The following is a 23,961-nucleotide window of genomic DNA, read 5'->3' on the forward strand; positions in this document are numbered from 1 at the left end:
TCCGGGACCGGTCAGCGCTCCGATTAACCCGCTATATCCGGGTGATCCACACTCGATAGTCGTCCGTGAGCCCGTACACCTCTCGGAACGCGCGCTCGATGAATCCGGCGACGCGGTTCGCGTCGGAACGCGCGGTGATCACGACGTTGGTCCCCTCCGCCTCCTCCGGACTCACCAGCTCGTCGATCCGGAACTCGGGGAACTCCGCGACGAGCGCCTTGAGTCGGTCGAGCTCCGCGTCGGTACAGTCCAACACGACCTCCGTTCCGGCGAGCTGGATCCACGGCGGGATCTCGCCGCCGTCGGTGACGTCGCTGTCGGGGTCGACGTCGGCGGTCATCACGTCGCTCGACCGGTTCCGGTGGGCCGTCGCGGCGTCCGCGAACAGCTTCAGGCGCTCCGTCTCGGTCGCGGCGTCGAACCGGGTCATGCCACCGGATCCGTCGTGCTGTTCCTTATCAGGACCGATCGACCCCCGGTCCGGGACCGAAGTCGTCATCCGTTCCGGCACACACGTGCCGGTATGGTGAACACCCCACAGGACGCCGACGAGTACACGGAGCTCGTCGACCGGAACGGACTCGTGAAGCTGTTCGCGAACCGTGTCCGCGCTCGGATCCTCGCGACGCTGTTGTACGCCGACGAGCCGCTGACCGTCGATCGGATCGCCGCGGGCGCGGGCGTCACTCGAAGCGTCGTTCACGAGGCGCTCGACCCGCTCGCACGGTTCGGCGTCTTGGATGAGCGTCCGACGGAAGCCGACGACGTGACCGCGTTCGCGCTCGATGACGACGACGAACTCGTCGCGTCGATACGGCGGATCGCGGAGCTGTCGACCGAGCGGTTCTACGACGAGTAGCCGACACGGTCTCGCCGTCGGTACGGCGATCCGAACGGACCGCCTCGCCGGTCACTCCAACCGGACCGTCGTTTGGTCGTAGACGCCGCGGTCGGCCGCGGCGTCGACGGCGAGTCCCGCACCGATCGTGTACTCGCCCGGCGTCGCACGTTCCCACTCGCTCGCCGACACCTGAAAGCTGCCGTGCCAGCTCCGGTCGAACAGCTTCCGCTCGCCGCGGTCGAACGTGAACGATCCCGTTCCGTCCGGAAGCCCTCCGGGGACGCGTGAGGCCTCCCGGTGTCCGTCGACATCCCACGTCCAGAGGATCGGCGACCTCGTCGTGACGGTGACGGGGATCGGCAGCGCGTTTCGCAACTCGACGCGGAACGGTATCGCGGAGCCGACCTCGTACACGCGGTCCGGACTCGACACGTCGACCGAGAGGGCCCGACGAACGGCCCACTGCGGAACGAGCGCCGTGCTCAGCGCCGCAGCGGGAACGGTCCGTGCCGCCCGCGGCGTCGCCCGCGCGTCGCTCTCGTTGGGCTGGTACGGGTTCTCGTCGTCGCGGTCGAGCGCCGTCGAGTCGTAGATGCGCCGCATCGTCGGCAGTTGTGCGAGGGTGGTATTAACGGTGTCTCCGGAGTCGGCGTGGTCGAACGTCCACCTCCTATGGAACCGACCGACTCCCCGGAATCAGTCGTCGTCCGCAGTCTCGTTCGTCATCCCTCCGCCCGTCGTGCGGTTCCCGGGATCGGTGTCGACATCGACGGTTCCGTCCGCGTACCGTTGGTCGAACAGGTGGCAGGCGGCCCGGCCGCTCCCGGTCTCGCGGAGTTCCGGTTCGTGAACGCCACACGGCGTGGCGAACTCCGCTGCGAGCAGGTCGGCCGCCGATTCGAACTCCTCGTCGACGACCTCCGATACCGCGTCCGAGAGCACTCGCTCGGCGTCGGGATCGGACAGCGGGTCGGGAACGTCGTACTCCGCCCGGATCTCCTGGGCGATCCGATCCGGTCCGGGGGCCGTGTCGGATCCCTCCTCGACGCGCGATTCGATCGTGTCGATCGGGACCTCCGCCGACTCGATCCGGTTCCGAAGCGACAGCACCGCCCGCCACTCCCCGTTCTCGAACGAGTAGTCCGCCGGCGGGATCACGCGTGGACACCGCGTGTGGAACTTACAGCCCGACGGCGGGTCGATCGGGGAGGGAACGGTCCCCTCCAACAGCACACGGTCCGCCTCCCAGAGCGGGTCAGGCTCGGGGATCGCCGAGAGCAACGCCTCCGTGTACGGGTGTTGCGGCGGCGAGAACAGCTCCTCGGGCGTGCCGACCTCGGCGATCTCTCCGAGGTACATCACCGCGATCTCGTCGGCGATGTGCTCGACGACGGACAGGTCGTGTGCGATGAACAGGTACGAGAGCCCGAGGTCGTCCTGGAGGTCCTCGAGCAGGTTGAGGATCTGTGCCTGCACGGAGACGTCGAGCGCCGAGACGGGCTCGTCACAGACGATGAACTCGGGATCGACGGCGAGCGCGCGAGCGATGCCGATACGCTGGAGCTGTCCGCCGGAGAACTCGTGTGGGTACCGATTGGCGTGGCTGGCGTTCAGCCCCACTCGATCCAACAGCTCCTTGATGCGCTCGTCACGGCTCTCGCCCGCCTCGAGCCCGTGGATGTCCAGTGCCTCGCCGATGATGTCGTTGACCGTGAGTCGGGGGTTGAGACTGGACTGCGGGTTCTGGAAGACGATCTGCATCTCCCGCCGACGGTCCCGCATCTCGCTCCCGGAGAGGGTCGTGATGTCCTCGCCTTTGAAGTACACGGATCCCCCCGTCGGCTCCTCCAACTGGAGGATCGTCCGGCCGATGGTGCTTTTCCCGCAGCCGCTCTCCCCGACCAGCCCGAGCGTCTGCCCCTCCTCGATCTCGAGTGAGACGCCGTCGACGGCCTTGACGTGTTTCGTCCGGCCGAACAGCCGGTCGATGAAGTCCGTCTCCGACTCGTAGTACTTCCGGAGGTTCTCGACGCGGATCAGCGGGTCGTCACTCACGGTCGTCACCTCCGCTATCGCTACTCGTCCCGTCGACGGTTCCGTCGAACTGGCGGGTCACGCCGACCTCGGTGCGCTCCGCGGCGTCGACGTCGGGCGCATCGACGGCGTCGACGTCGGTACCGACCGGCTCGCCGTTGACGAGCACCTCGTAGTCGAGCTCCCCGAGCAGTTCGCCCGTGTGCGCCAGACACGCCGCGGACTGCTCGGCGTGTTCGGCCGCGTTCGCCACCTCGCCCGTCTCGACGTTCACGAGCGCCGGCTCGGCACGCGTACACGCCTCCTCGGCGTACGGACACCGCGGGTGGAAGTTACAGCCCGGCGGCATCTCGATGAGGTCGGGCATCCGTCCAGGGATCGTCTGAAGGCGCTCCCGACCGTCGCCGATCCGGGGGATCGAACTCATCAGCCCGACGGTGTACGGGTGTTGTGGATTGTAGTAGAGCTCCTCGACCGGAGCCATCTCGACGGGATGGCCTGCGTACATCACCATGACGCGGTCACAGAACTCGGCGACGACGCCGAGGTCGTGAGTGATGAGCTGGATCGCGGTGTCGTACTCCTCGGCGACCTCTTCTAACAGATCGAGGATCTGCGCCTCGATCGTGACGTCGAGCGCGGTCGTCGGCTCGTCGGCGATGATGAGGTCTGGATCACACGACAGCGCCATCGCGATGACGACGCGCTGTTGCATCCCGCCCGAGAACTCGTGCGGGTAGTCGGTGTATCGCGCCGCGGCGTCCGGGATCCCGACCGACTCGAGCGTCTCGATCGCGCGCTCGCGGGCGGCCGCCTCGTCCATGTCGAGGTGGAGTCGGATCGCCTCGGCGATCTGCTCGCCGACGGTGTACGACGGGTTCAGCGCCGTCTCCGCGTCCTGGAAGATCATCGCGATCTCGTTGCCCCGAAGCGATCGGACCTCCTCTTGGCTCATCTCGAGGACGTTCTCTCCTTTGAACCGGATCTCGCCGCTCTCGATGACGCCCGGATGGTCGATCAGCCGCATGACTGCGAGGCTACTGACGCTTTTCCCGGCACCGCTCTCGCCGACGACGCCGAAGCGTTCGCCCGCCTCGATCTGATACGAGAGGTCGTTCGTCGCCTTCACGATACCGTCCTCCGTGTAGAACCTGACGTTCAGGTCCTCGACTTCGAGCATCGCCATTAGCGGAACCCTCCACCGGTGTCGCCGTCTCCCTGTGGGTCGAACGCGTCACGAACGCCGTCGCCGACGAGGTTGATCGCCATCACGAACATGAAGATCGCGAGACCGGGGAACAGTCCCGCCCACCAGCGACCTCGCGCCATGGCGTCCTTCTCGACGTTGAGCATGATCCCCCATTCGGCGCTCGCCGGCGAGAGACCGAGTCCCAGGAACCCGAGGGCTGCGGCGGCAAGCACCACCGTTCCGATGCTCAGCGTCGCCTGCACTATCACCGGTGCCATCGCGTTGGGCAGGATGTGGCGCGCGATGACGTCGCGATCACGCGCGCCCAGCGCTTTCGCCGCGGTGACGTACTCGTTCTCCTTCACGCTCAGTATCTCGCCGCGAATGATGCGTGCGTACGGGAGCCAGCCGACGGCGACCAACGCGAACACGAGCTCCCAGTACCCGCGGCCGAGGATGGCGATGACCGCGATCGCGAGGACGATGAACGGGAACGCGTACAGCATGTCGACGAACCGCATGATGACCTCGTCGACGTAGCCGCCGTAATACCCCGCGATCGATCCGAGCGGAACCCCGATCACCAACGCGACGGCGACCGCGATGAATCCGATGGAGAGGCTCCAGCGGCCGCCGTACATCACTCGCGAGAGGATGTCGCGACCCGCCCAGTCGGTCCCGAACAGGTGAAGCCCCGTCTGCTGGAGGCTGAACAGGTGCTCGATCGTCGGCGGCTGATGCCCGGTCAACAGGTCCTGTGCCGCCGGGTCCGCCGGTGCGAGCGCGAACGGCTGTACCAGTTGATCCGCGAGGATCGGAGCGCCCGCAGGTATCCGGATCGGACGGGCGAACACCGCCAGCAGCATCATGAAGAGAATGACCGCCGCACCGAACAGCGCCAAGCGGTTGCTCGTGAAGCGATTCCACGCGTAGTAGAGGCGGCCTTTCCCCGCCTCCGTCCGGAGATCGGGCTCCCACGACGAGAGGGGGTCCCGCGATTCGACGGCGTCGACGTCGAACCCCGTAACCCGTATTCGGCCGCGCTCCGGTCCAGTCTGTGTGTCTTCAGTTGACATATATTAGTATCGGATCCGCGGATCGAGATACGCGTAGAGCACGTCGGCGATGAGGTTCGCGAGGATCACCGCGACGCCGATGATCAACACGATCCCCTGGATCACCGGGAAGTCGCGGTTGCCGACGCGGTTCACGAGTAGCCGTCCGATACCCGGATACGAGAACACGATCTCGACGACGACGGAGCCGCTGATGATGAACGCGATCTGGATCGCTGCGACCGTCACCACCGAGATAAGGGAGTTCCGCAGCACGTGCTTGCCGACGATCGTCCGTTCCGGAAGCCCCTTCGCTCGGGCCGTCCGGACGTAGTCTTTGTCGAGTTCCTCGACCATCGACGACCGCATCAGCCGCATCATCAGCGCCGTCGCTCCCGTCCCGATCGCGATCGCCGGGAGGAGGGTGTAGATGATCATGTCGGCGCTCAGTAATCCACGACCGGTCGGCGGTAGCACGGGGAACAGGCCGAGCCAGCTCGCGAACACGAGGATCAACAGCAGTCCGAGCCAGAAGTTCGGAAGCGCGATGCCGACGAGCGCGAACACTCGGCTGAACTGGTCGATGATCGTGTTTCGGTAGTAGGCGGCGGCGATACCGGCCGGGATGGCCGTGCTCACCGTCACGGCGAACGCCATCGATCCCATCAACAGCGTGTACGGTAGCCGGTTCAGGATCTCCGCGGTGACCGGGCGGCGGGTGATTATCGAGTTTCCGAAATCGAGCATCGCCGCGCTGATGACCCAGTCGATGTACTGGACGTACACCGGTTTATCAAGCCCGTACTGTGCTCGTATCTCCGCTTCCGTCTGCGGGTCCAACTCGATGAAGAGCGTGATGAAATCGATCGGATCGCCGGGGATGGCGTGAACCATCCCGAAGGTGAGGAGGGAGATCCCCAACAGGAGCGGGATGGTGATCAGAGTCCGCTTGAGGACGAATCGTTGAAGGCTCATCGAACGTGTGTGGTGTGGGTTAAAACGGCCGGTCGCGCCTCGTTACTGCGGCGGGTTCGCGACCTGATCGAGGTGCGGCTTGTACAGCGCGCAGTAGCGGAAACTCGAGTTCGGATGCGGTGCCCACTGGTCGAGGCTTTCGAGCGAGTCGGGGCCGACGATGTCGATCTGGTCGCCGGTCCACATGCTCGCGAACGGCACGTCCTCCGCGAGCACTTCCTGAAGCTCGTGGTAGATGTCTCGTCGTTCGTCGACGTCGATCGTGGTTCGACCGTCGGCCATGAGCTCGTCGACCTCGTCGTTCTCGTAGAGGTTCCAGTTGAACCCGTCCGGAACGTGCGCCTCCGAGGAGAGGAGCTCCTGGACGTGGCTGTTCGGATCGAACCCGCCGGTCCAGCCTATCCCGACGATGTCCGTACTCTCCGCGGCTCCCTGCGGGTCGAGCAGGAACGGGACGAGGTCGTCGAACGCACGGACGTCGAGGTCGGCGTCGAACAGCTCCGTGTCGTCGAACGTCTGCTGGATGACCTCCATCCACCGCTCACGGGTGCGGTTGACGTTCGTGATGAACTCCAGCTCGAACGGCGGCTCGATGTCCTCCTCCTCGAACGCCTCCTCGATGAGCTGTAACCCCTCTTCCGAGTCCTCCCCGACGTATTCGTCCATCAGCCGCTGCTCGTGCTCCTCGTCCCAGTACGCGCCCAGACCGGGGCTGATCGGACCGCCGAGCTCCGTCGCGTTGCCCGCGAACACGGCCTCGACGACGTCTCCTTTCGGCAGGAGGCGGGTCATCCCTCGACGGAGCTTCTGGTTGGTGTACGGCGGCTCCTTCACCGGGAACGTGACGAAGTCGAACCCGACGGCGGCACCGGAGACCACCTCGCCGTTCTGGTCCGCCCACTGGTCGAGTTCGAACGGGGCCGGGTTGTCGATCATGTCGAGCTCGCCCGCGGCCATCGCCTCCTCCTGTGAGACCTGTTCCGGGATCACCCGGAACGTCACGCTGTCCCACGGGGCGGTCGACGGGTAGTCGTCCCCGTCGTACCAGTAGTCCTCGAACGGGGAGAGCTCGACGCGGTCCTCGGGCTGGAACTCGTCGAGAACGAACGGCCCCGTCCCGATCGTCTCCTCGTCGAACGGGTGGTCGTCGTCCTGCGGGTTCTCGCTGATCCCGTCCGCGTTCCGGGGGAGGATCGGAACCTCGGTCAGGTCGCTCGGGTACGACGCGCGCGGCACGTCGGACCGCAGTTCGACCTCGTAGTCGCCGAGCACCTCGACGTCCGAGATCCACGACACCGAGGCGTCGTTGGTCGTTCCTCGAGTGCGCTCGATCGAGAACGCGACGTCGTCCGCGACCATCTCGTCGCCGTTGTGGAACTGCACGCCTTCACGGAGCTGGAAGCGAATGGTCGTCTCGTCGACTTCCTCCCAGTCCTCGGCGAGCTCGCCGCGGAACTCCGAGAGATCGAACGTCGGGGCGACCAGATACTCGTACGCGAGCGTTCCGACGACGGACGCCGACGTCGCGTCAGCGATGAGCGTCGGATCGAACGTTCCCGGGTTCGCTCCGGCCGAGGCGATGAATTCGGTGGTTTCGGTGTCGGATCCAGTCCCGTTCTCGTCGTCACCGTCCTCGTCGGGGTCGTCGACGCATCCGGCGATACCAATTGCTCCAGCGCTGCCCATCGCCGCAAGGACGCGCCGTCTCGTGCTTTCCCGCGAGTTATTGGATGGCATTACCGTGATGTAGTTGCGGTTTGTTAAAAAACATCGGTTCAGCGCCACCGTCGATACTACTCGTCGCGGATCGGGATCGCGAACACGGGGCGGTCACTGGAGAGGATCACTTCCTGCGTGACGCTCCCGAAGACGGCCTTACCGGTGGGCGTTCGCTTTCGTCCCGACAGACAGATCGCGTCGGCGTCGACCGCCTCGGCGGCCGCGATGAGCTCGGAAGCCGGCTCCCCGCTCGCCTCGTAGTGCGTACAGGTGATGCCCGCATCCTCGAGTCGTGCACGGGCTCGGCGCACGGCCGACAGTTGGTTCACCGACGCGCCTTCCGGGTTGTCCCGGAACACGTGACAGAGGTGAGCGGTCACCTCCTCGTCCGCAGGAATCGCCGCGATCGCGTCCGCCTGTGCAAGCGCTCGATCCTCGTCGCGGTCGATCCCGAGAAGCACTCGGTACATGGACGGCGATTCGACCGTGGGGTACATAAATCGTGACCGTTACGCGGTCACGACCATCGACTCGGAGTCGTTGTCCGCCACGATTCGATCGCTCGCGGCGTCTCGACCGCTCACTTGGGCGTCGGCATCCGCTCGGCCGGGGGCATTCGGGCGGTCGTCGCGATCGCCTCGTCGAGCGGGAGGGTCATTCGGACGTCGCCGTCGCGGTCGACGACGGTGAACCCGAGCCGGCGGTACACGGAGAGCGCTGCGCGATTGCTCGACTCGACGTGTAGTTCGAGCGCCTCGCGGTCGGCGTCGGCCGCGGCAGCGATCGCGTGTTTACACAGCTCGGTCCCTATCCCGCGCTCCTGGAACGAGGGATGGACGAACACGGCAAGCTCCGGTCGGTCGCCGTCGGACGGCGTGTACACGACGTGGCCGACCAGCCGGTCCCGATCCGCCGCGACGACGTTCTCGCCCTCGGACAGCAGCGTGTCGACCCACGAGCGCCGACGCTGGTCGACGGTGGGCGGCACGCCCTGTGCCCGGTCCTGGATACCGAACGCCTCGTACATCTCCGCGAGTCGCTCGGCGTCGCCCTCACGTGTCGGTCGGAGCGTCCAGCGGGAACCGTGCTTGTCCACGAACCGCGGGCAGCGAGGTGGACAGTGCTCCGTACCCACACACGCGGAGCTGTTCCATCCGTCGCAGGCTGCGCGGGCCGAGTCGCTCATACCCGATCGTTGGTTCTCGGAGGATTTAGGTCACCACCCGCGATGTCAGTCGCTGGGAATCGAACGACTGCGAGTCGGAGACAAAAAGGAGGCGATAATACAGCCGAGGGTTCTCGCTCCGGTCGGACCGACGTTGCCTCGATGTCGACGAACGACGGACTCCCCGAGCCGGTACGCGACGTGTTGGACCGACGACCGGACGCGCTCCGTGCGGTGGTCGTCTCGGACGACGACGGCGTCGAGCCGCTGTACTTTCGGGATGACGTCGAACGAGACGTCGACCCGGATCGGCTCGAACGCAAGGCGGGGATCCTCTCCGAGGTCGTCGGATCGGGGAGCGACCGCACGCCGTTCGGCACGTACCGCGCCGGCGTCCGTCTATACGACGACGTCGCGATCGTCGATCTCTCGACCGAGGAGGGACGCGTCGTCGTCTCCGCCGACGTCGACGGCGTCGGTCCGGTTGTCGATCCGTTGACGTTGCTGTTCGGTGACGAGTAGTCAAATCCTCACCGGGGATCGCCTGACCCCTCACCGCGGGTCACCTGACCCCTCACCGCGGGTCACCTGCACTGACACCCGAGCCCGGCCTCGAATCGGCCGTTTCGACGTGAGTGCGCCCGTCGCTCGCTCGCACCCACCGCGTCGGCGACGTTCGCTGCCACAGCATCGAACACCGCGGCGAATCGGTCGTCTTCTCCAACGACCGCCGTCCCGTGGTCGGCGGTGAGCGCGGGATCCTCCGGCAGCGTGCCGAGCACCGGAACGTCGGACTCGTCGGCGACCCACCTGCTGGGTGTGAGATCGAACCGACGTCGAAGCGCTCCTCGGACCGAGCCGTTGACGCTCTCGATGAGTCCGAACGGCGTCACACCTCGCTCTTCGAGTCGGTCGAAACACGCACGAACCGTCGCGATCGATGCTGACCGAGTCGTCGTGACGACCGCTCCCGCAGTCGACACCCGATCGAACAGCGCCCGCCGGAGATCGCTCCGTTCGGTCGTGACGTCGACGAACAGGTAGTCCGATCCGCTCCAGTCGATGTCGGTGAGAAGCCGGTCGATAGATGCGTCCGGATCGGTCGACGGCGCGTCCGATCGGCGTCCCGCTCCCGAGGCGAGGAGGTGTCTCGAACTCGCGAGACGTACGCCGCGAACCGTCGCCGGCATCGTCGCCGGCGTCTCCGTGCCATCCCTGTCCCTGTGACCCCTACCCCTGTCGCGTGTGGCCCTGTCGCTCCCGCCCCTGTCACCGCTGGCCCCGTCACCCCTGCCGCTGCTGCGGTTCGTCCCGGGGACGTAGTCATCGAGTTCGAGGACGCCGACGCGGGCTCCGGCCCGGGACAACGCGAACGCGACGTTCGTCGCGACCGTCGACGGTTCGGTCCTCGCATGGGTGCTGACGAACGGGACGACGTTGCGAACGCCGGCGATCCGTTCGCCCGCTTCCCACGTCCGATCGCGGTTTCCAGCCACCGTGATCACCGTCCGTTCGGAGCCGCACAACGCCTCGTTAACACGTTCGACGATCCGGCGTTCGGACGGCGCGTACGGAGCGTATAGCCCCATCCGAACTACGATCAGGTCGTCGTCCACGCGGACGTCGTCGACGAGTCCGAGCGAAACGACGTCGTCGCCGAGGATCGGATCCTCGACGGTCTTCAGTCGGGCACGGATGTCATCGAGCGTGGGTGGTCCGGTCCCGTTCGTGATCGTGGGATCGTCGAGACATCGATCGGCGGCCGGGCTGGATGGGGCGTCCGACATCGTGGGTCACGTCCCGTAGTTGATCATCATTTCTCATGAGGGTCCGTCTCCAATATCCAGATTGTTAAAGGTGCACGTGACGGACCGAGGATCCGCCATCGGGAGTCCAGCGGTAGCTTTTAGCCGGTTCCGGACACAGATGTTCACATGGGAACCAAAGCGAAACTCGTCGTCGTATTGGCACTCGTCGTCCTCGCGTACCTCCTGTTTGCCGGTGATAAGGAGCCGGTCGAGATCGAGTAGCGGAGCGCGACCGACGTCGAGTAGCGGAGCGCGACCGGACCCGCGACCGCGTTCGTGACACGCTCGGTGCGATACCCGCCTTTTTACGTACCCGATCCCTAGCGAGGCGTATGTACGGGGTCGTCACGCGCAACGCCGACGAGGTGGAGATGGAGCCGTTCGACGTCGGGTTCTACGAGGTCAAAGACGTCACGGGACGCGCCGCGGCTCCGCTCCCGAACGCCGTGAACATGGTGTCGTGTTTCGGCGACAACGCCGCGGCGAGCGAGAACGAAGCGCTGGTGCCCGTCGACGAACGCGGCGAGCCGGCGACCCGCGACCGCGAGTACTTCGACTGGGCGTACGTCTGCCCGACCCACCCCGAGTACCGCGCAGGGCTCCTCGAGATCGTCGAGGACTGCGCCGCCGAGGCCGACGACGTCCGCCTCGATGACGTCGGGTTCCCGCGGGAGGGGTTCTGTCGGTGCGACCGCTGCGATCGACTGTTCGCCGAGAGCGAGCACGACGAGCGGAGCGAGTGGCGCGCCGACACGATCACGGAGTTCGTCGCCGACGCGAGCGACCGGATCCCCGGACGGACCCTTGTAACGCTGTACCCCGACCCGTACCCCGGACACTTATACGAGCGGGCGGGCCTCGACGTCGACAGCCTCGCCGCGCACGTCGACGAGTTCGTCGTCCCGGTGTACGACACCGCGTACGAGACGACGTATTGGCTGGAAGCCATCGCACGGGGATTCCGCTCGCGACTCGGCGGTGACTACGACGTCCACGGCGCGCCCCCCGACACGCCCTTCTCGTTGGAACTGTACGCCGTGAACGTCGACGTCGACGACCTGATCCACGCGACCGAGGTCGCGGAGACGTACGCCAAGGACGTCCTGTTCGGCTACGACGCCAGCAACGCCGCCGCCGCGCTGCGTCGGAAAGACGCGGACGAACGCGACGGAAGAGTTCATCGACCGGAGAAGTAGCGATCGGTTCTCCGCAGTCGTGACAGCACCCCTCAGTCGTGACAGCAGCCGCCCGCCTCGCCGCCGAAGTCGACGGTTAGCGGCTCGGAGATCGCCTCGTTGACGGCTTCGAGCGTGTCGTTCAGTTCGTCCTGTGCGTCGAGGAACTCGCGCATGAGGGGCATCGAGTGAAGCTCCTCTTGAGTGCGCTGGACCGATTGGAGATCCGATTGCGTCGCCTCGCCGGTTCGGCGGGCCTCCATGAACTTCGCTCGGAGCTGCTCGAACTCGTCGATGCGCTCTTGGACCTCGTCGTCGCGCTGGACGGCCTCGCGGGCCTCCTCGAACCGTTCGTACTCCGGGGTCCGTGCGATCCGTTCGCCGAGTTCGTGACCGAGCTCCTCGATGGACACCTGTTCCGCGCTCATACGTTCGATCAGGGATGGACACGGTTTCAACCTGCCGGAGCCGGCGGTCATCGAGAGACGTGAACGCCCGCTCGCTACGACCCTAGCCGGGACTCGACGAACGCGACGACGTCGGCGAGCTCCGCCGGTCCGATCCCATGTCCGGTCGGGTACGCCTCGTACGTCACGTCGGCTCCGACCGACTCCAGTCGCTTCGCGGCCGCCCGCGCTCTCGACTCGGGAATCACTCGATCGCCCGACCCGGCGGCGACGAAAACGGGTTTTCCAGCGATCCCCTCCGAGGACCGATCCGCGTGTGAGTCCGCGAGGTAGCCGTGAAGCGCGACGACCCACGCGTAGCGGGCGGGCGTCTCTACGAGGAGCGCGAGGCTCGATATCGCGCCCTGACTGAACCCGAGCAGCCCCAGCCGGTCGGGGTCGAGGTCGTACGCGTCGACGGCGGCGTCGATCGATTCGGTCACGAGGTCGAGGCTCCGCCGAAACCCCTCCGGCTCCGGCTCGCTCTCGTGGAGTCCGCCGCCCGAGAGATCGAGGTCGTACCAGGTGTACCCGCCGTGAAGCGGTTCGGGTGCCCGGAGACTGACGACGTGGAGTTCGTCCGGGAGCTCCGAAGCGATCGGAAGGAGGTCCTGCTCGTCGGCACCACGGCCGTGGAGCACGAACACGGCCGGGTCGTCCTCGCCGCTGTCGTCGGGAGCGACGTGGACGTGTTCGAGCGGAAGGTCTGTCATGCAGGGCCGTTGTCCCGCTCTCGAGTTGTGTCTGTCGGCCGCGGCAGCGGTGGGCGTGGCTCGGAAACGGATCGTCGGTGTTGGTAGGGATCGTTAGCGCCCGCCAGGGACCGTCGGTGCCGGTAGGTCAGCGGTGACGACGACGAGACGAGACCGTTCCACGAACGGGCCGTTTAACCGTGCTGGTGCGCAATCGGAGGTATATGAGTCGCGGGTCCACGGAGGGTGACCTCACGAAGACGGGGATGTCCTTGAAACACGACAGGGAGTGGGACTACGAGCTGGAGCGGATCGTCGATGCGATCGAGGAGCGTGACGCCTCGAAGGTCGGCCTCCAGTTTCCGGAGGGGCTGAAGCGCCGCGGTCCGAAGGTCGCCGACGACCTCCGGGACGCCGCGCCGGACGACGTCACCTTCATGATCTCGGGGCAGCCCTGCTACGGGGCCTGCGATCTGGACACGTACCTGATGCGCCGAACCGACGTGTTCGTCCACTTCGGACACACGCCGATGAAGGAGTCGGACAGCATCATCTACGTCCCGCTCTTCTCGAACGTCGACCCGTTCCCGATCATGGAGGACGCGCTCGACGAACTGGACGATCCGGACGACGACCCCGACGTCGGGCTCGTCACCACGGCCCAGCATATGAACCGGTTCGAGGAGATGACCGACTGGTTAGAGGAGCGCGGTTACGAGGTTCACACTCGCCGTGGCGACGACCGCCTCACCGAGGAGGGGCAGGTGCTCGGCTGTAACTACGCCTCCGCGGACATCCCGGCGGAGCAGGTGCTGTACGTCGGCGGCGGGAAGTTCCACCCGGTCGGCCTCGCGATGGAACACCCCGACAAGCGGGTCGTCATCGCCGACCCGGTCAACAACGCCGTCTCCATCGCCGAACACGACCAGTTCCTCAAGCAGCGGTACGCCTCCGTCCACAAGGCGATGGGTGCGGACAAATGGGGCGTGATCTTCTGTACGAAGATCGGACAGGGACGCTGGGAGCAGGCCCAAGCGATCGTCGAGAACAACGAGAACGCCTACCTGATCACGATGGACGAGGTGACGCCCGACCGTCTCCGGAACTTCGACATGGACGCGTTCGTCAACACCGGTTGCCCGCGGATAACGACCGACGACGGTCCCCGGTTCCACAAGCCGATGTTGACGCCCGGTGAGTACAGGGCCGCGATCGGCGAGAAACCGCTCGACTCGATTGAGTTCGACACGTTCCACGACACCTGGTAGGGCACGCCACTACCGGCGCGGATCAGTCACGCCAACCGCCATCGAATGGGGAACACGTTTCACGAGTCGGTCTGATCCCGGCGTATGGTCCCTCCACACGACGTAGCCCTCGTCGGACAGCTCCCCGATCTCCTCCGCCTCGCGACCGTTCAACCGCCGCGGCAGACCGCCGGAGATATCATCGTCGGCGCGACGTTCGAGCTCGTCTTCAGCGCCGTGATCTTGAGCCTCATCGGCGCGGTCGTGATGGCGATCGCTCCGGATTTCACCGCGGACGGCGTCGAGTACGTCCACGAGCATCCGGGCGAGGCGTTCGTGTACGGCGTCATCGCGTACGTGGCTCTGATCGCGGCGACGATCCTGCTCGCGATCACGATCGTGGGCCTTCTCGTGGTCATTCCCGGACTGATCGTCGTCGCGATCCTCGGATTGGGCGCGACCACGGTCGCGATCGTCTCTCTCGGCGCGTGGCTTCAGTCGGCCTTGGACGGCCGCCCGGTGCCGGCGTCCGGCACCGGGCTCGTCGTCGGCGCGGTCACGTGGGCGACGATAGACCTCGTCCCGGTGCTCGGCGGACTCGTCACGTTCGTCCTCAGCGCGATGGGGTTCGGCTACCTCTCGCTGTACCTCGTCAACGGTCGGTCCGATCGGTACTACGGTTCGCTCGACGAGGCGTCGGCCGAGACGGACGACCGCTCCGCGTACGATCGCTACGACCCACACCGCGAGCGCGACGAGAAACGTGACGACGGTTCCGACGGAGGCACGCGGGACGACGAGGAGTCCGACCGCTTCCGAAACGTCGCGGCGATCGACGCCGAGCGCGAGGACGCCGATTCGCGCCGGGACGAGGACGGCCCACGGGATCGCTGACCGCCCGTCTCGCTGACCGCCCGTCTCGCTGACCGCCCGTCTCGCTGACCGTTCGCCTCACTCGACCCGTCGTTCCACGTACTCGATCGCTTCGGCGGGCGAGTCGACCGGCTCGACGCCATCGACGTCGTGGCTGTCGAGACCGGCCACCGGTCGGCCGTGTGCGAGCGCGAGGCCGATCTCCGACAGCGTGCCATATGACCCGTCGACCGCGACCGCGGCGTCCCCGTTCATCACGACGAGCGCGTTGCGGGCGTGGCCGAGTCCGGTCGCTATCGGCGTCGTCACGTGCGAATTGGCGTCGTCACGTCGATCCGTCGGGAGGATCCCGACCGTCTCTCCACCGGCCTCGCGCGCACCGCGACAGACGGCTTCCATCACGCCGCCGAGCCCACCACAGACGACCGTGTGCCCGCGGCTCGCGAGTCGTTCGCCCAGTTCCTCCGCGACGGCTGCCGTGTCCGGCGGAACGGTACTGCCGCCGATGACGCTCACGCGCATGGGTGGTCTCGGGGTGGCTCGGATAAAAGGCGGCCGGCAACCGAGACGCGGAGCTGTCCGGGGAGACCAACGGTGGCTTCGCAACCCTTGTCACGGCAGCCCGCCGAGACGAACACGTGACACGCCGGCTCTTCGGGACCCTCTGCGGGCTCGTCTTCCTCGTCAACCTCGGTCGGGTCGGCTTCGCGCCGCTCGTGCCGACAATCGGCGCGGAGTTCGCCGTGAGCACCGCGGTCGTCGGCTCCGTGACGACGCTCGTGTGGGTCGGCTCCGCGCTGCCGCGGATCCCCGTCGGCTACCTGCTCACGAAGGTCCCTCGACACCACGTCGTGCTCGGATCCGGCGTCGCGCTCGCGGGGGCGGCCGCGTTTACCGGGTCCGCCGAGTCGATACGGGCCCTTCAAGCCGGCGCGCTGCTCATCGGACTCGCCTCGGGCGCGTACTTCGTCGCCGCGGTCCCGCTGGTCGCGGAGCTGTTTCCGGGTGCCCGCGGACGGGCGATCGGGATCCACGGTGCCGCGAGCCAGCTGGCGGCGGTCCTCGCTCCGGGGATCGTCGTCGCGGTGTTGTACGTCGCCGGATGGAGCGGCGTGTTCCACCTGCTCGCGATGGCCGCGCTGGCGGTGACGGCGGTACTCGTCGTCGTCGTTCGCCGGAATCCGCTGCCCGAATCCGCCGGAGCGGACCGGGACTTCCGGTCGGCGCTCGACTACTGGCCGCTGATCCTCGTCGGAGTCGTCGTCGTCGCCGCGCCGGGGTTCGTCTGGCAGGGCGTGTTCAACTTCTACGTGACGTATCTCGTGGGGACGAAGGGCGTCTCCGAGACGCTCGCGAACGGCCTGCTCACCGTCGTCTTCGCCGCGGGCCTCCCGGCGTTCTGGTTCGGCGGGCGACTCGCGGATCGGCTCCCGCACGTCCCCTACCTGCTCGGGATCATGGTCTCGTTCGCGGTCGCGCTCGGCGCGCTCGTCGTCGCCGAGGGAGCGATCGCACTCGTCGGCGTCACGGTCCTTCTGGGCGCGACTATCCACGCGATGTTCCCCGCCATCGACACCTTCATGCTCGAATCGCTGCCCGCGGACAACCGCGCCAGCGCCTACGCCGTGTTCAGCGGGTTCGCGATGTTCCTCGAAGCGACCGGCAGCGGCGCGGTGGGCTTCGCCGCGGAGCGCGCGAGCTTCGACGCCGCCTTTGTCGCCGGTGCGGTCGGCGTCGTCGCCGTCGCAGTCGTCCTCGGTGTTCTCCACATAGCCGGTCGACTGCCCGGCGGTGCCACTGCGGCCGGTGCGGGCGGAGCCGTCGCGCCGAGGGATGAGTGACCGGCGCTCTGAAGGTTTAAACCCGGTCGGGCACAACCCCGGCGTAGTGACCGACGCGCCGCCGTGGGCCGACGTCTTCGGCCACGAGGAGCCGTACCCCGAACAGGCCGACGGTATCGACGCCGCGATCGACGCCGCCGAGGACGGCGGGTTCCTCGCACTGGAGGGTGCCTGTGGAACCGGTAAGACGATGCTCGCGTTAACCGCCGGATTGGACCGCGTTCGCGATCCGGACTCCGGGTTCGAGCGCGTGTTCGTGCTCACCAGCGTCAAACAGCAGCTCCGCCAGTTCGAGACGGACCTCCAAGCGATCAACGAGAACCTCCCCGACGAGTACGACCCGATATCCGGACTCACCCTCGTCGGGAAGGCGGACGTCTGCCCGTACGCTCGGGAGAACCGCGCCGGGATCGACCGCGAGAACGTGTACGAACGGTGTGAGGGGCTTCGGGATCGCACTCGAAACCTCGTCGGCGACGGCGGACCGACGACGACGTCGAACCTCGTGAGCGAGGCCCGGAGCCAACAGCTCGGACTGATGGACTCGGGCACTGCGACGGGGACGCCGGACGGGCCGGGTTCCGACTCCGGATCGGCCGACTACCTCACCGTCGACGGCGAGCCGACGCCGTACCGCCCCGACACCGAGGAGTTCCGCGACACCGAGTTCTGTCCGTTCTACGCCGGATTCCTCGACGACCTGCCGGAGGACGGCGACCCGGCGGAGGCCGTCCCGTTCGATCTCACCGATCGGGGTCACGTCGACCCGACGGAGCTCGTCCGACTCGCGGCCGGCCACGGGAGCTGTCCCCATTCGATCATGGGTGCGCTCGTTCCCGAGGTCGAGGTCGTCATCGGGAACTACTACCACGCGTTCGATCCGACGACGACGGCGACGTTCACGGGCGCGCTGCTCGACGAGTCAACCTTCGTCGTCTGCGACGAGGCACACATGCTCGAACCGCGGGTTCGGGACCTCGTGAGCGACGCCGTGGCGGACGCCAGCCTGCGGGACGCGGAGGCGGAGATCACCCGCGTGGTCCAGCCGGTCGAGTTCGAGCGGGAGGGAGCCGAATCGGAGAACGCCGGCCTCGTTCGCGGCGAACTCGACGACAGCGACGTTACGATCGAGGAGTTGCAACGCGTTCGGTCGTTCGTGAGCGACCTCCGCGGCGAGTTGGACCGGCGCGTAACCGCGTATCTCGACCGGGAGCGACCGGATTGGCGGGCGTCGATGAGGGAGCTCGAGGACGAGGAGATCCCCCTTCGCGACCCCGAAGAGCCCGCCGAAGACGAGATCACGACGTGGGCGAACGGAGAGGGGTACCACGATCGAGTGTGGGCTCGTGCTCCGGAGGTCGGCGCGGTCGTCAAGCGGGTGTTGGACTCGCTGGAGGACGACGACAAGCGCCGCGCCGCGCCCGGCGTCGGCCGGACGCTCAACGCGTGGCACAGGGAGGGTCACGAGGAGTTCTTCCGGGCGATCGACCTGGAACGGACGTTCGACGAGACCGCGCCGCCGGACTCCTGGCGGCGCGCGTACAACGGGAGCCTCGCGCTGTACAACTGCCTCCCGAGCGAGCCGATCGGGAGCAGACTCGGTGAGTTCGGCGGCGGAGTGCTGATGAGCGCAACGTTGGAGCCGATGGACGTGTTCCGCGACGTGACCGGGCTGGATCACCTCGAACGGAGCGGCAGACCGGTGGTCGAGCGGACCTATGGACTCACCTTCCCCGAGGAGAACCGGGCGAGCTTCGCGGTCGACGCCCCGAAGTTCACCCACGGGAACCGCGGTGTACCGGGCGAGGACAACGACACGCGGGTCGCACACGTCGACGCGATAGTCGAGGTGGCTCGACGGGACGGGAACGTCCTCGTCGGCGCTCCGAACTACGCCGAGGCGACGTGGATCGCCGACGAGCTCCGGCGACGGCTCGACAAGCCGGTGTTGATCGACGAGTCCTCCGGCGACAGGGAGACGGAGGCGCTCAAATCGGAGTTCTTCGCCGACGACGGGAAGGTGCTCGTCACCAGTCTCCGGGGGACGCTCACGGAGGGAGTCGACTATCGTGGGGATCGCCTCGCCGCCGCGGTCGTCTGCGGGGTCCCCATCATCAACACCGCCCGGCCGAGGACCCGGGCCGTCGTGGCCGCCTACGACCGCCGGTTCGAGTCGGGGTTCGAGACCGCGCTCACGGTGCCTGCGGTCCGGAAGGCGCGGCAGGCCGTCGGTCGGGTGATCCGCGGACCGAACGAGCGCGGCGTTCGCGTGCTGCTCGACGCCCGATACGCGCGGGCGTCGTGGAACGGCGTCCGACAGTACCTTCCGGCACACGAGCGAGCGGAGTTCCAGCCGGTGAGCTCGGACATGCTCGGAATCGCGCTCGATCGGTTCGAGCCGTCCGACGAGTGATGAGCCACGAGGCGCGGGTAAGCACCCAATAACTACACGGGCGTCGGTCTCAACGGCCGACATGGACACCACCCAGCGGTCGTTCCACGTGGTCTGTCGAGAGTGTCGAACCGAACGGGTTCTCGACACCGTCGCCGATGCGGCGGAGTTCGCGGACGAACACGCCGCAGAGACGGACCACGTCGTCGTGTTCGACCGGATACAGTGACCGCCGGCGGGGTTCGATCAGGCCTAAAAGAACCGTGACGGCTCCGATCCGAAGCGTTTCCTTCTCCCGACCGCTGTCGGAAGTATGGATGAAAGCGGAGCTCTCGACGCGTTGATCGTCGCCGCCGAGGAGGGCGCGTCGGTCGCCCTCGACGGGTTTCGGACCGAACTCGACGTCGAGACGAAGTCGGGTCGATTCGACCGCGTGACTCGGATCGATAGGGCGGCCCAACGTCGTGTCGCGGAGTCGCTCGCGTCGGTCGCTCCCGACGTCCCGCTCGTGGGCGAGGAGGGCGACGCACGCAAGGACGTTCCCGCGGAGGGGTACGCGTGGGTTGTCGACCCGATCGACGGGACGAACAACTACGTCGCCGGCGGAGGCGTCTGGGCCGTCGCGGTCGCCGCCACTCGCGACGGCGAACCCGTCGCCGCCGTGACCCACCTTCCGGTCGTCGGCGATACGTACACCGCGGCCGCACTCGACGGGAGCCGCAGCGCGGTGGGAAAAGAGCGCGTCGACGATGCACCGTCCGGAACCGAGCCGGTCGCGAGACGGAACGGAGAGCCGATCCGAGTCAGCGACCGCGAGGACCCGTCATCGTTCACGATCAACCCCGTCTTCGGCTTCTCAGACCGCGCTCGACGGCACCATCGGCGAGCGATCGAAACGATCTTCGAGGAGTTCGGTGACTATCGCCGGGTCGGTTGTGCGCAGTCCGCGCTCGCGTCGGTCGCGAGCGGGGAACTGGACGCCGCGGTGTCGACGGTCCAGCTCGACCCGTGGGACACGGTCGGCGGCGTCGGCCTCGTCAGGGCCGCCGGCGGGACGGTTACCGACGTTCACGGGAATCGGTGGGTTCCCGGCGCGACCGGACTCGTCGCCTCCAACGGGAGCGCACACCGGCAGGTGGTCCAGGCGTTCTCTCCCGAGCGCGGCCGAGCGTGAGCGGGCACCCGGACACGAACGCGTCCGCTCGTGACCGTTCAGTGAGAGTGCCTCCGCCGGGAACCCGGGGGCGAGGGACGCGGCGACGGCGACCGGAATCCGGTCCTTTTACCGCGTCTCCGACCGACCGCCCGGTATGAACGTTCGCGAGCTCGCTCGCGTGGCCGGGATCGGTGCCTCCGTCGTCACGGTGCTCGTCCTCGTCGCACCGTACGTCGTCATCGCGGAGCAGCAGGACCTGATCCTCGCGTACTACGCCGCGGGCCCGATCGGTGCCGGCGGCGTCGGACTGTTCGCGCTTCTCAGCGCGGTCGTGTTCGCGTCCATCGAGCGAGGGAACGTCGACCCCGGGACGCTGGCCGGCGTCGTCGTCGTCCTCGGCGTCTCGACGGTTCTGCTCGCGGTCGTCTGGGAGCTCTCGATCGATCCGACCGTCCGGTTCGGCTTCCCGGCGACGTACCGCTGGATCGAGTGGCACTCGCTCGCGGTGATCGCGGCCGCGATACCGATACCAGTCTGTGCGGGGCTGTACGCACGGGAACTGCTCGAATAGGTCGGTCCGCGTTCACGAGCCGGCGGGACCGACGAACGAAAGGCCCTTATGTCGGACTCGTGTACTCCCGAACGGACTAGGTCGGGCGGTTAGGCCCCGCTCGTCACCCGTGAGGTAGTCTTCAGCGGGGACCGAACACCGGGCACGTCCGGACCGGCCGGCGCGGGCCTCGGAAGCCAACGTGGAAGCCTCGTCCGACGGGGACAGCGGTCCACGACGCTCGCTCGCAGGAGCGATCCGTCGTGGTTCGTCGGCGGCAACGGGTCAGGCGCGGAAGCGAGCAGCCCATCGCTGAACGCCCGTCGCTCGTCGGGTCGCGGGGTGGAGAAGGCAACCGGGATACCCCGTGCCGGTACGCCGGGCAAGCCCGCTCGTCCACCATTCATACGGGATCTCGAACCGACGAGCCCGGCGGCTACGAATACGATCCTTCCGGCAGCCATGCATCACTCGCTCCGATCAAAAAAACGCGATGCATGGCGGTCGATGCGTCTCCGCACTCACTGTGGCCGCTGCGGCGATTTACGGGGGATCTAGGAGAACGCTCTTCAGTAGGAGATTGTTGATACTGTTGAATTGTCGCTGTCGAGTCGAAGAGGACAAGGACACCGCGTTAGCGGTGCCCGACACGAATGATTCCGCGGTATGTGTTTGGGTCGGAATCGATCGCAGCTGACCTGCTCCAATAGATTCGCCGGCGTAACGCTGTGACTCAAGCGACTGCGCACGACTTTGACGGGAGATATTTCCACCACGATTTCGATTGATAAGAGTGGGTTCGTTAGTTTTCGTCCTCGGATTGGCCTGCTCGTTCTGCGGCGAGGGTGAGTTCTCCTCGTTCGGTGAGTGAGTATACTTTCCGTCGCCCGTCTTGTTCTCCGGTGATGTAGCCGGCGTCTTCTAACTGCTCTAGGTGTTCGTAAATGGTAGACCCCTGTACGCCGAGGTCTTTTGCGAGTAGGTAGCCGTGTTTGGGTTCTTCTTCGAGTAGAGAGAGAATTTTTCGCTTCGCGTCCGTCAGCGTCAACCCCATTGCCCGAGAGTTTGATAGCGTCGGTGATAAGCTATACATACTTATTTACCTATGCATAGGTGATAACCTATGTAATCATAGAAAAGATGAAGCACTCAAGTTCCCCGGTTACAGATGGAGTAGATAACCAGATGTACGTTGTTGACCTCTCCGGCTGCGTTTCGGATGCTTCTTCGTTAGACGATTTGTTAGATAAGACGAGGGGTCTTTGGCAGTCTATCTATGAGCGGATGACTGATGATGAGACTCTCTGGGTTATTGCACCGAACGAGTACCAAGACGGGCGATTGTGGCCGGTCTCAATGGCGACAGCGGATTTCGCCCGCGAAGAGTCTGATCTCACGCTAAAAAACATGATTTCTCTTCACACGTGGGAAGACCGCGGTGGTGACATGGAGAGTGCGTATGATGAGATTCTTTTCTTTGTTCGCAACAAGCGAGAGTACCAGTTCCACAAGGACAGAATCCGCGTATCTCACGTGTACCAAGGCCATGAGTGGGGCGGGGAGCGAAAAGAAGGAAATAGCTCGTATCACGATACGTCGGTTCAGCGGTACAATTCAGAAGGGAAAGATCCGGGGAACGTTTGGCTTGACGAAGATCGCACACAGTCTGACGACCAGTCCGTAGACCAGATCGGTCCCCTCCCGATGAAGGAAGCTCTTCGTCGTTGTGTTCTCGTCGGCTCTAGTGAAGGAGAGACCGTGTACCTTGTTGGTGGTGACAGCTCTTTCCATGAAACAGTCGAAGGAGATGGTCGAGTTTTAGAAGTCCTTGACATTGAGACGGTTAGACGTGAGGTGGCGTGATGTCTGGTATTGAATCGTTCGAGGGACTGGAGATTCATTGGACGTCCAGTGAGGATATGCAAGCCGTCGACGACGGTTCTATACAGTCGGTTATTACGTCGCCACCGTACTGGGATTTGAAGGATTACGGTCACGAAGAACAGATTGGGACAGCTGACGAGTCGTATGAGCTGTACCATGACCGGATGGAGAAGGTCTGGACTGAATGCTATGACAAACTCGCAGCTGATGGCACAATGTGGGTTGTCGTCGATACGGTGATGGAAAGGGGACAACTCCAGCTTCTCCCGTATCATATTGCTGAACGGGCTGAAGATCTCGGGTTCATCCTTCAGGATATGATAACGTGGTACAAGCCGACGGCTATTGCCGGGATGACTGAGAGAAACGTTGTGAACAAGAAGGAGTATGTTGTCTATCTCTCGAAGAACAAGGGGCATAAGTTCAACCCGGAGCAGGGTTCTAACGGGAAGGAAGATCCAGCAGTTGAGGAAGGACACCGATTGGGGAACTTGTGGCGTCACCCGGTGAAGCGCGGCTCTGTGGGCCAGAACGTGTTACACAAGGCACCGTATCCGATTTCGCTTATCAGCCGAATTGTCGAAGTGTCTTCAGACCCTGGGGACAAGGTTCTTGATCCCTTCTTTGGAAGTGGAACGACTGCGTACGCAGCTCTTGACCTTGGCCGCGAGTGTGTCGGTTATGAGTTGAACGAGGAATTTAGCGAGGTTATCGAAGAACGACTCTCTCCGCTTGAACAGCACTCGATAACCGAATTCTGAGCTATTTTCTAGAAGCTGGACGGGAGTGAGAGCTAAATTGGCTCTATGCGAAGTCAGTAAGATTCGTCCCGTCAGAGAGAAGATCTTCTCGTTTACGGAAGTACCCATTATCTTGTAGCTCTTCTGCGAGATGGTGACGGTGGCAATAGTGATCCAGA

Annotated in this window: 26 protein-coding genes and 1 other RNA gene; 13 read left to right on the plus strand and 14 right to left on the minus strand. The window is 65.6% G+C overall.

Translation table 11 applies throughout. The features are described from left to right. Positions 1 to 31: 31 nt before the first annotated feature. Positions 32 to 430, minus strand: coding sequence for a DUF7975 family protein (locus tag ACNSN7_RS10045; protein ID WP_418282142.1), 399 nt, complete (start codon positions 428 to 430; stop codon positions 32 to 34). 93 nt (positions 431 to 523) lie between these two features. Here ACNSN7_RS10045 and ACNSN7_RS10050 point away from each other — a divergent pair, with 93 nt between their 5' ends. Beyond that, positions 524 to 859 carry a helix-turn-helix domain-containing protein gene (locus ACNSN7_RS10050; RefSeq protein WP_418282143.1) on the plus strand — a complete coding sequence of 112 codons (336 nt, stop codon included), beginning with the start codon at positions 524 to 526 and terminating at the stop codon, positions 857 to 859. 51 nt (positions 860 to 910) lie between these two features. On the opposite strand, the gene ACNSN7_RS10055 is transcribed toward ACNSN7_RS10050, so the two are convergent. The 8 genes from ACNSN7_RS10055 to ACNSN7_RS10090 all read right to left on the minus strand — a co-directional run bounded on the left by ACNSN7_RS10055 (position 911) and on the right by ACNSN7_RS10090 (position 8,999). Further along, the gene (locus ACNSN7_RS10055) at positions 911 to 1,444 is read right to left on the minus strand and encodes a DUF7974 family protein (RefSeq protein ID WP_418282144.1); all 534 of its coding nucleotides are present in this window, start codon (positions 1,442 to 1,444) and stop codon (positions 911 to 913) included. 93 nt (positions 1,445 to 1,537) lie between these two features. Then, on the minus strand, positions 1,538 to 2,905 hold the full coding sequence (locus ACNSN7_RS10060) for an ABC transporter ATP-binding protein (RefSeq protein WP_418282145.1): 1,368 nt from the start codon (positions 2,903 to 2,905) through the stop codon (positions 1,538 to 1,540). Next, a complete protein-coding gene (locus ACNSN7_RS10065; RefSeq protein ID WP_418282146.1) occupies positions 2,889 to 4,061 on the minus strand; it encodes an ABC transporter ATP-binding protein in 1,173 nt (390 codons plus the stop codon). Before ACNSN7_RS10065 ends, ACNSN7_RS10060 begins: the two co-directional genes overlap by 17 nt. Beyond that, a complete protein-coding gene (locus ACNSN7_RS10070) occupies positions 4,061 to 5,140 on the minus strand; it encodes an ABC transporter permease (RefSeq protein ID WP_418282147.1) in 1,080 nt (359 codons plus the stop codon). The genes ACNSN7_RS10065 and ACNSN7_RS10070 overlap by 1 nt, the downstream gene beginning before the upstream one ends. A 3-nt stretch (positions 5,141 to 5,143) precedes the next feature. Then, a complete protein-coding gene (locus ACNSN7_RS10075; protein ID WP_418282148.1) occupies positions 5,144 to 6,094 on the minus strand; it encodes an ABC transporter permease in 951 nt (316 codons plus the stop codon). 42 nt (positions 6,095 to 6,136) lie between these two features. After that, positions 6,137 to 7,831, minus strand: a complete 1,695-nt coding sequence (locus ACNSN7_RS10080; protein ID WP_418282149.1) for an ABC transporter substrate-binding protein — start codon at positions 7,829 to 7,831, stop codon at positions 6,137 to 6,139. A gap of 56 nt (positions 7,832 to 7,887) precedes the next feature. After that, positions 7,888 to 8,283, minus strand: coding sequence for a universal stress protein (locus tag ACNSN7_RS10085; RefSeq protein ID WP_418282150.1), 396 nt, complete (start codon positions 8,281 to 8,283; stop codon positions 7,888 to 7,890). Between the two features lie 110 nt (positions 8,284 to 8,393). Then, positions 8,394 to 8,999, minus strand: coding sequence for a GNAT family N-acetyltransferase (locus ACNSN7_RS10090; RefSeq protein ID WP_418282151.1), 606 nt, complete (start codon positions 8,997 to 8,999; stop codon positions 8,394 to 8,396). A gap of 141 nt (positions 9,000 to 9,140) precedes the next feature. Here ACNSN7_RS10090 and ACNSN7_RS10095 point away from each other — a divergent pair, with 141 nt between their 5' ends. Then, entirely contained in the window at positions 9,141 to 9,500 is a 360-nt protein-coding gene (locus ACNSN7_RS10095; RefSeq protein WP_418282152.1) for a DUF7522 family protein, read from the plus strand. A gap of 62 nt (positions 9,501 to 9,562) precedes the next feature. Here ACNSN7_RS10095 and ACNSN7_RS10100 read toward each other — a convergent pair whose 3' ends face one another. Further along, positions 9,563 to 10,765, minus strand: a complete 1,203-nt coding sequence (locus tag ACNSN7_RS10100) for a P-loop NTPase (protein ID WP_418282153.1) — start codon at positions 10,763 to 10,765, stop codon at positions 9,563 to 9,565. Between the two features lie 353 nt (positions 10,766 to 11,118). On the opposite strand from ACNSN7_RS10100, the gene ACNSN7_RS10105 reads away from it, so the two are divergent. Then, positions 11,119 to 11,982 (plus strand): hypothetical protein, encoded by an 864-nt coding sequence (locus ACNSN7_RS10105; protein WP_418282154.1) that lies wholly within the window; start codon positions 11,119 to 11,121, stop codon positions 11,980 to 11,982. Positions 11,983 to 12,014: 32 nt separating this feature from the next. On the opposite strand, the gene ACNSN7_RS10110 is transcribed toward ACNSN7_RS10105, so the two are convergent. Both ACNSN7_RS10110 and ACNSN7_RS10115 read right to left on the minus strand, forming a co-directional pair. Continuing rightward, positions 12,015 to 12,389, minus strand: coding sequence for a YlbF/YmcA family competence regulator (locus ACNSN7_RS10110; RefSeq protein WP_418282155.1), 375 nt, complete (start codon positions 12,387 to 12,389; stop codon positions 12,015 to 12,017). Positions 12,390 to 12,463: 74 nt separating this feature from the next. After that, positions 12,464 to 13,120: an alpha/beta hydrolase gene (locus ACNSN7_RS10115; protein WP_418282156.1), complete on the minus strand. Its 657-nt coding sequence runs from the start codon at positions 13,118 to 13,120 to the stop codon at positions 12,464 to 12,466. A gap of 203 nt (positions 13,121 to 13,323) precedes the next feature. Here ACNSN7_RS10115 and dph2 point away from each other — a divergent pair, with 203 nt between their 5' ends. Next, positions 13,324 to 14,367, plus strand: coding sequence for a diphthamide biosynthesis enzyme Dph2 (dph2, locus tag ACNSN7_RS10120; RefSeq protein ID WP_418282157.1), 1,044 nt, complete (start codon positions 13,324 to 13,326; stop codon positions 14,365 to 14,367). Between the two features lie 84 nt (positions 14,368 to 14,451). Further along, complete coding sequence (locus ACNSN7_RS10125) at positions 14,452 to 15,240, plus strand: DUF8173 domain-containing protein (protein ID WP_418282158.1); 789 nt, start codon at positions 14,452 to 14,454, stop codon at positions 15,238 to 15,240. A gap of 57 nt (positions 15,241 to 15,297) precedes the next feature. Here the strand turns inward: ACNSN7_RS10125 and ACNSN7_RS10130 are convergent, their stop codons facing one another. Next, the gene (locus ACNSN7_RS10130) at positions 15,298 to 15,741 is read right to left on the minus strand and encodes a TIGR00725 family protein (protein ID WP_418282159.1); all 444 of its coding nucleotides are present in this window, start codon (positions 15,739 to 15,741) and stop codon (positions 15,298 to 15,300) included. Positions 15,742 to 15,857: 116 nt separating this feature from the next. On the opposite strand from ACNSN7_RS10130, the gene ACNSN7_RS10135 reads away from it, so the two are divergent. From ACNSN7_RS10135 to ffs, 6 genes are all read left to right on the plus strand, one after another. Further along, the gene (locus ACNSN7_RS10135; protein ID WP_418282160.1) at positions 15,858 to 17,060 is read left to right on the plus strand and encodes an MFS transporter; all 1,203 of its coding nucleotides are present in this window, start codon (positions 15,858 to 15,860) and stop codon (positions 17,058 to 17,060) included. Positions 17,061 to 17,106: 46 nt separating this feature from the next. Next, positions 17,107 to 19,473, plus strand: a complete 2,367-nt coding sequence (locus tag ACNSN7_RS10140; protein ID WP_418282161.1) for an ATP-dependent DNA helicase — start codon at positions 17,107 to 17,109, stop codon at positions 19,471 to 19,473. Between the two features lie 61 nt (positions 19,474 to 19,534). Beyond that, on the plus strand, positions 19,535 to 19,681 hold the full coding sequence (locus ACNSN7_RS10145) for a hypothetical protein (protein ID WP_418282162.1): 147 nt from the start codon (positions 19,535 to 19,537) through the stop codon (positions 19,679 to 19,681). Positions 19,682 to 19,765: 84 nt separating this feature from the next. Continuing rightward, positions 19,766 to 20,626 (plus strand): inositol monophosphatase family protein, encoded by an 861-nt coding sequence (locus tag ACNSN7_RS10150; RefSeq protein ID WP_418282163.1) that lies wholly within the window; start codon positions 19,766 to 19,768, stop codon positions 20,624 to 20,626. Between the two features lie 136 nt (positions 20,627 to 20,762). Further along, positions 20,763 to 21,179: a DUF7548 family protein gene (locus ACNSN7_RS10155; RefSeq protein ID WP_418282164.1), complete on the plus strand. Its 417-nt coding sequence runs from the start codon at positions 20,763 to 20,765 to the stop codon at positions 21,177 to 21,179. A gap of 69 nt (positions 21,180 to 21,248) precedes the next feature. Then, positions 21,249 to 21,560: signal recognition particle sRNA (ffs, locus tag ACNSN7_RS10160), an RNA gene on the plus strand. A gap of 400 nt (positions 21,561 to 21,960) precedes the next feature. Here the strand turns inward: ffs and ACNSN7_RS10165 are convergent. Further along, entirely contained in the window at positions 21,961 to 22,212 is a 252-nt protein-coding gene (locus ACNSN7_RS10165; protein WP_418282165.1) for a winged helix-turn-helix domain-containing protein, read from the minus strand. Positions 22,213 to 22,271: 59 nt separating this feature from the next. Between ACNSN7_RS10165 and ACNSN7_RS10170 the strand changes: the two genes are divergently transcribed. Continuing rightward, complete coding sequence (locus ACNSN7_RS10170; RefSeq protein ID WP_418282166.1) at positions 22,272 to 23,021, plus strand: DNA methyltransferase; 750 nt, start codon at positions 22,272 to 22,274, stop codon at positions 23,019 to 23,021. Between the two features lie 56 nt (positions 23,022 to 23,077). Next, positions 23,078 to 23,803, plus strand: coding sequence for a DNA-methyltransferase (locus ACNSN7_RS10175; RefSeq protein WP_418282167.1), 726 nt, complete (start codon positions 23,078 to 23,080; stop codon positions 23,801 to 23,803). The last annotated feature ends 158 nt before the right edge of the window (positions 23,804 to 23,961 follow it).

The sequence above is a fragment of the Halorubrum rarum genome (assembly GCF_048380895.1).
Taxonomy (GTDB): domain Archaea; phylum Halobacteriota; class Halobacteria; order Halobacteriales; family Haloferacaceae; genus Halorubrum.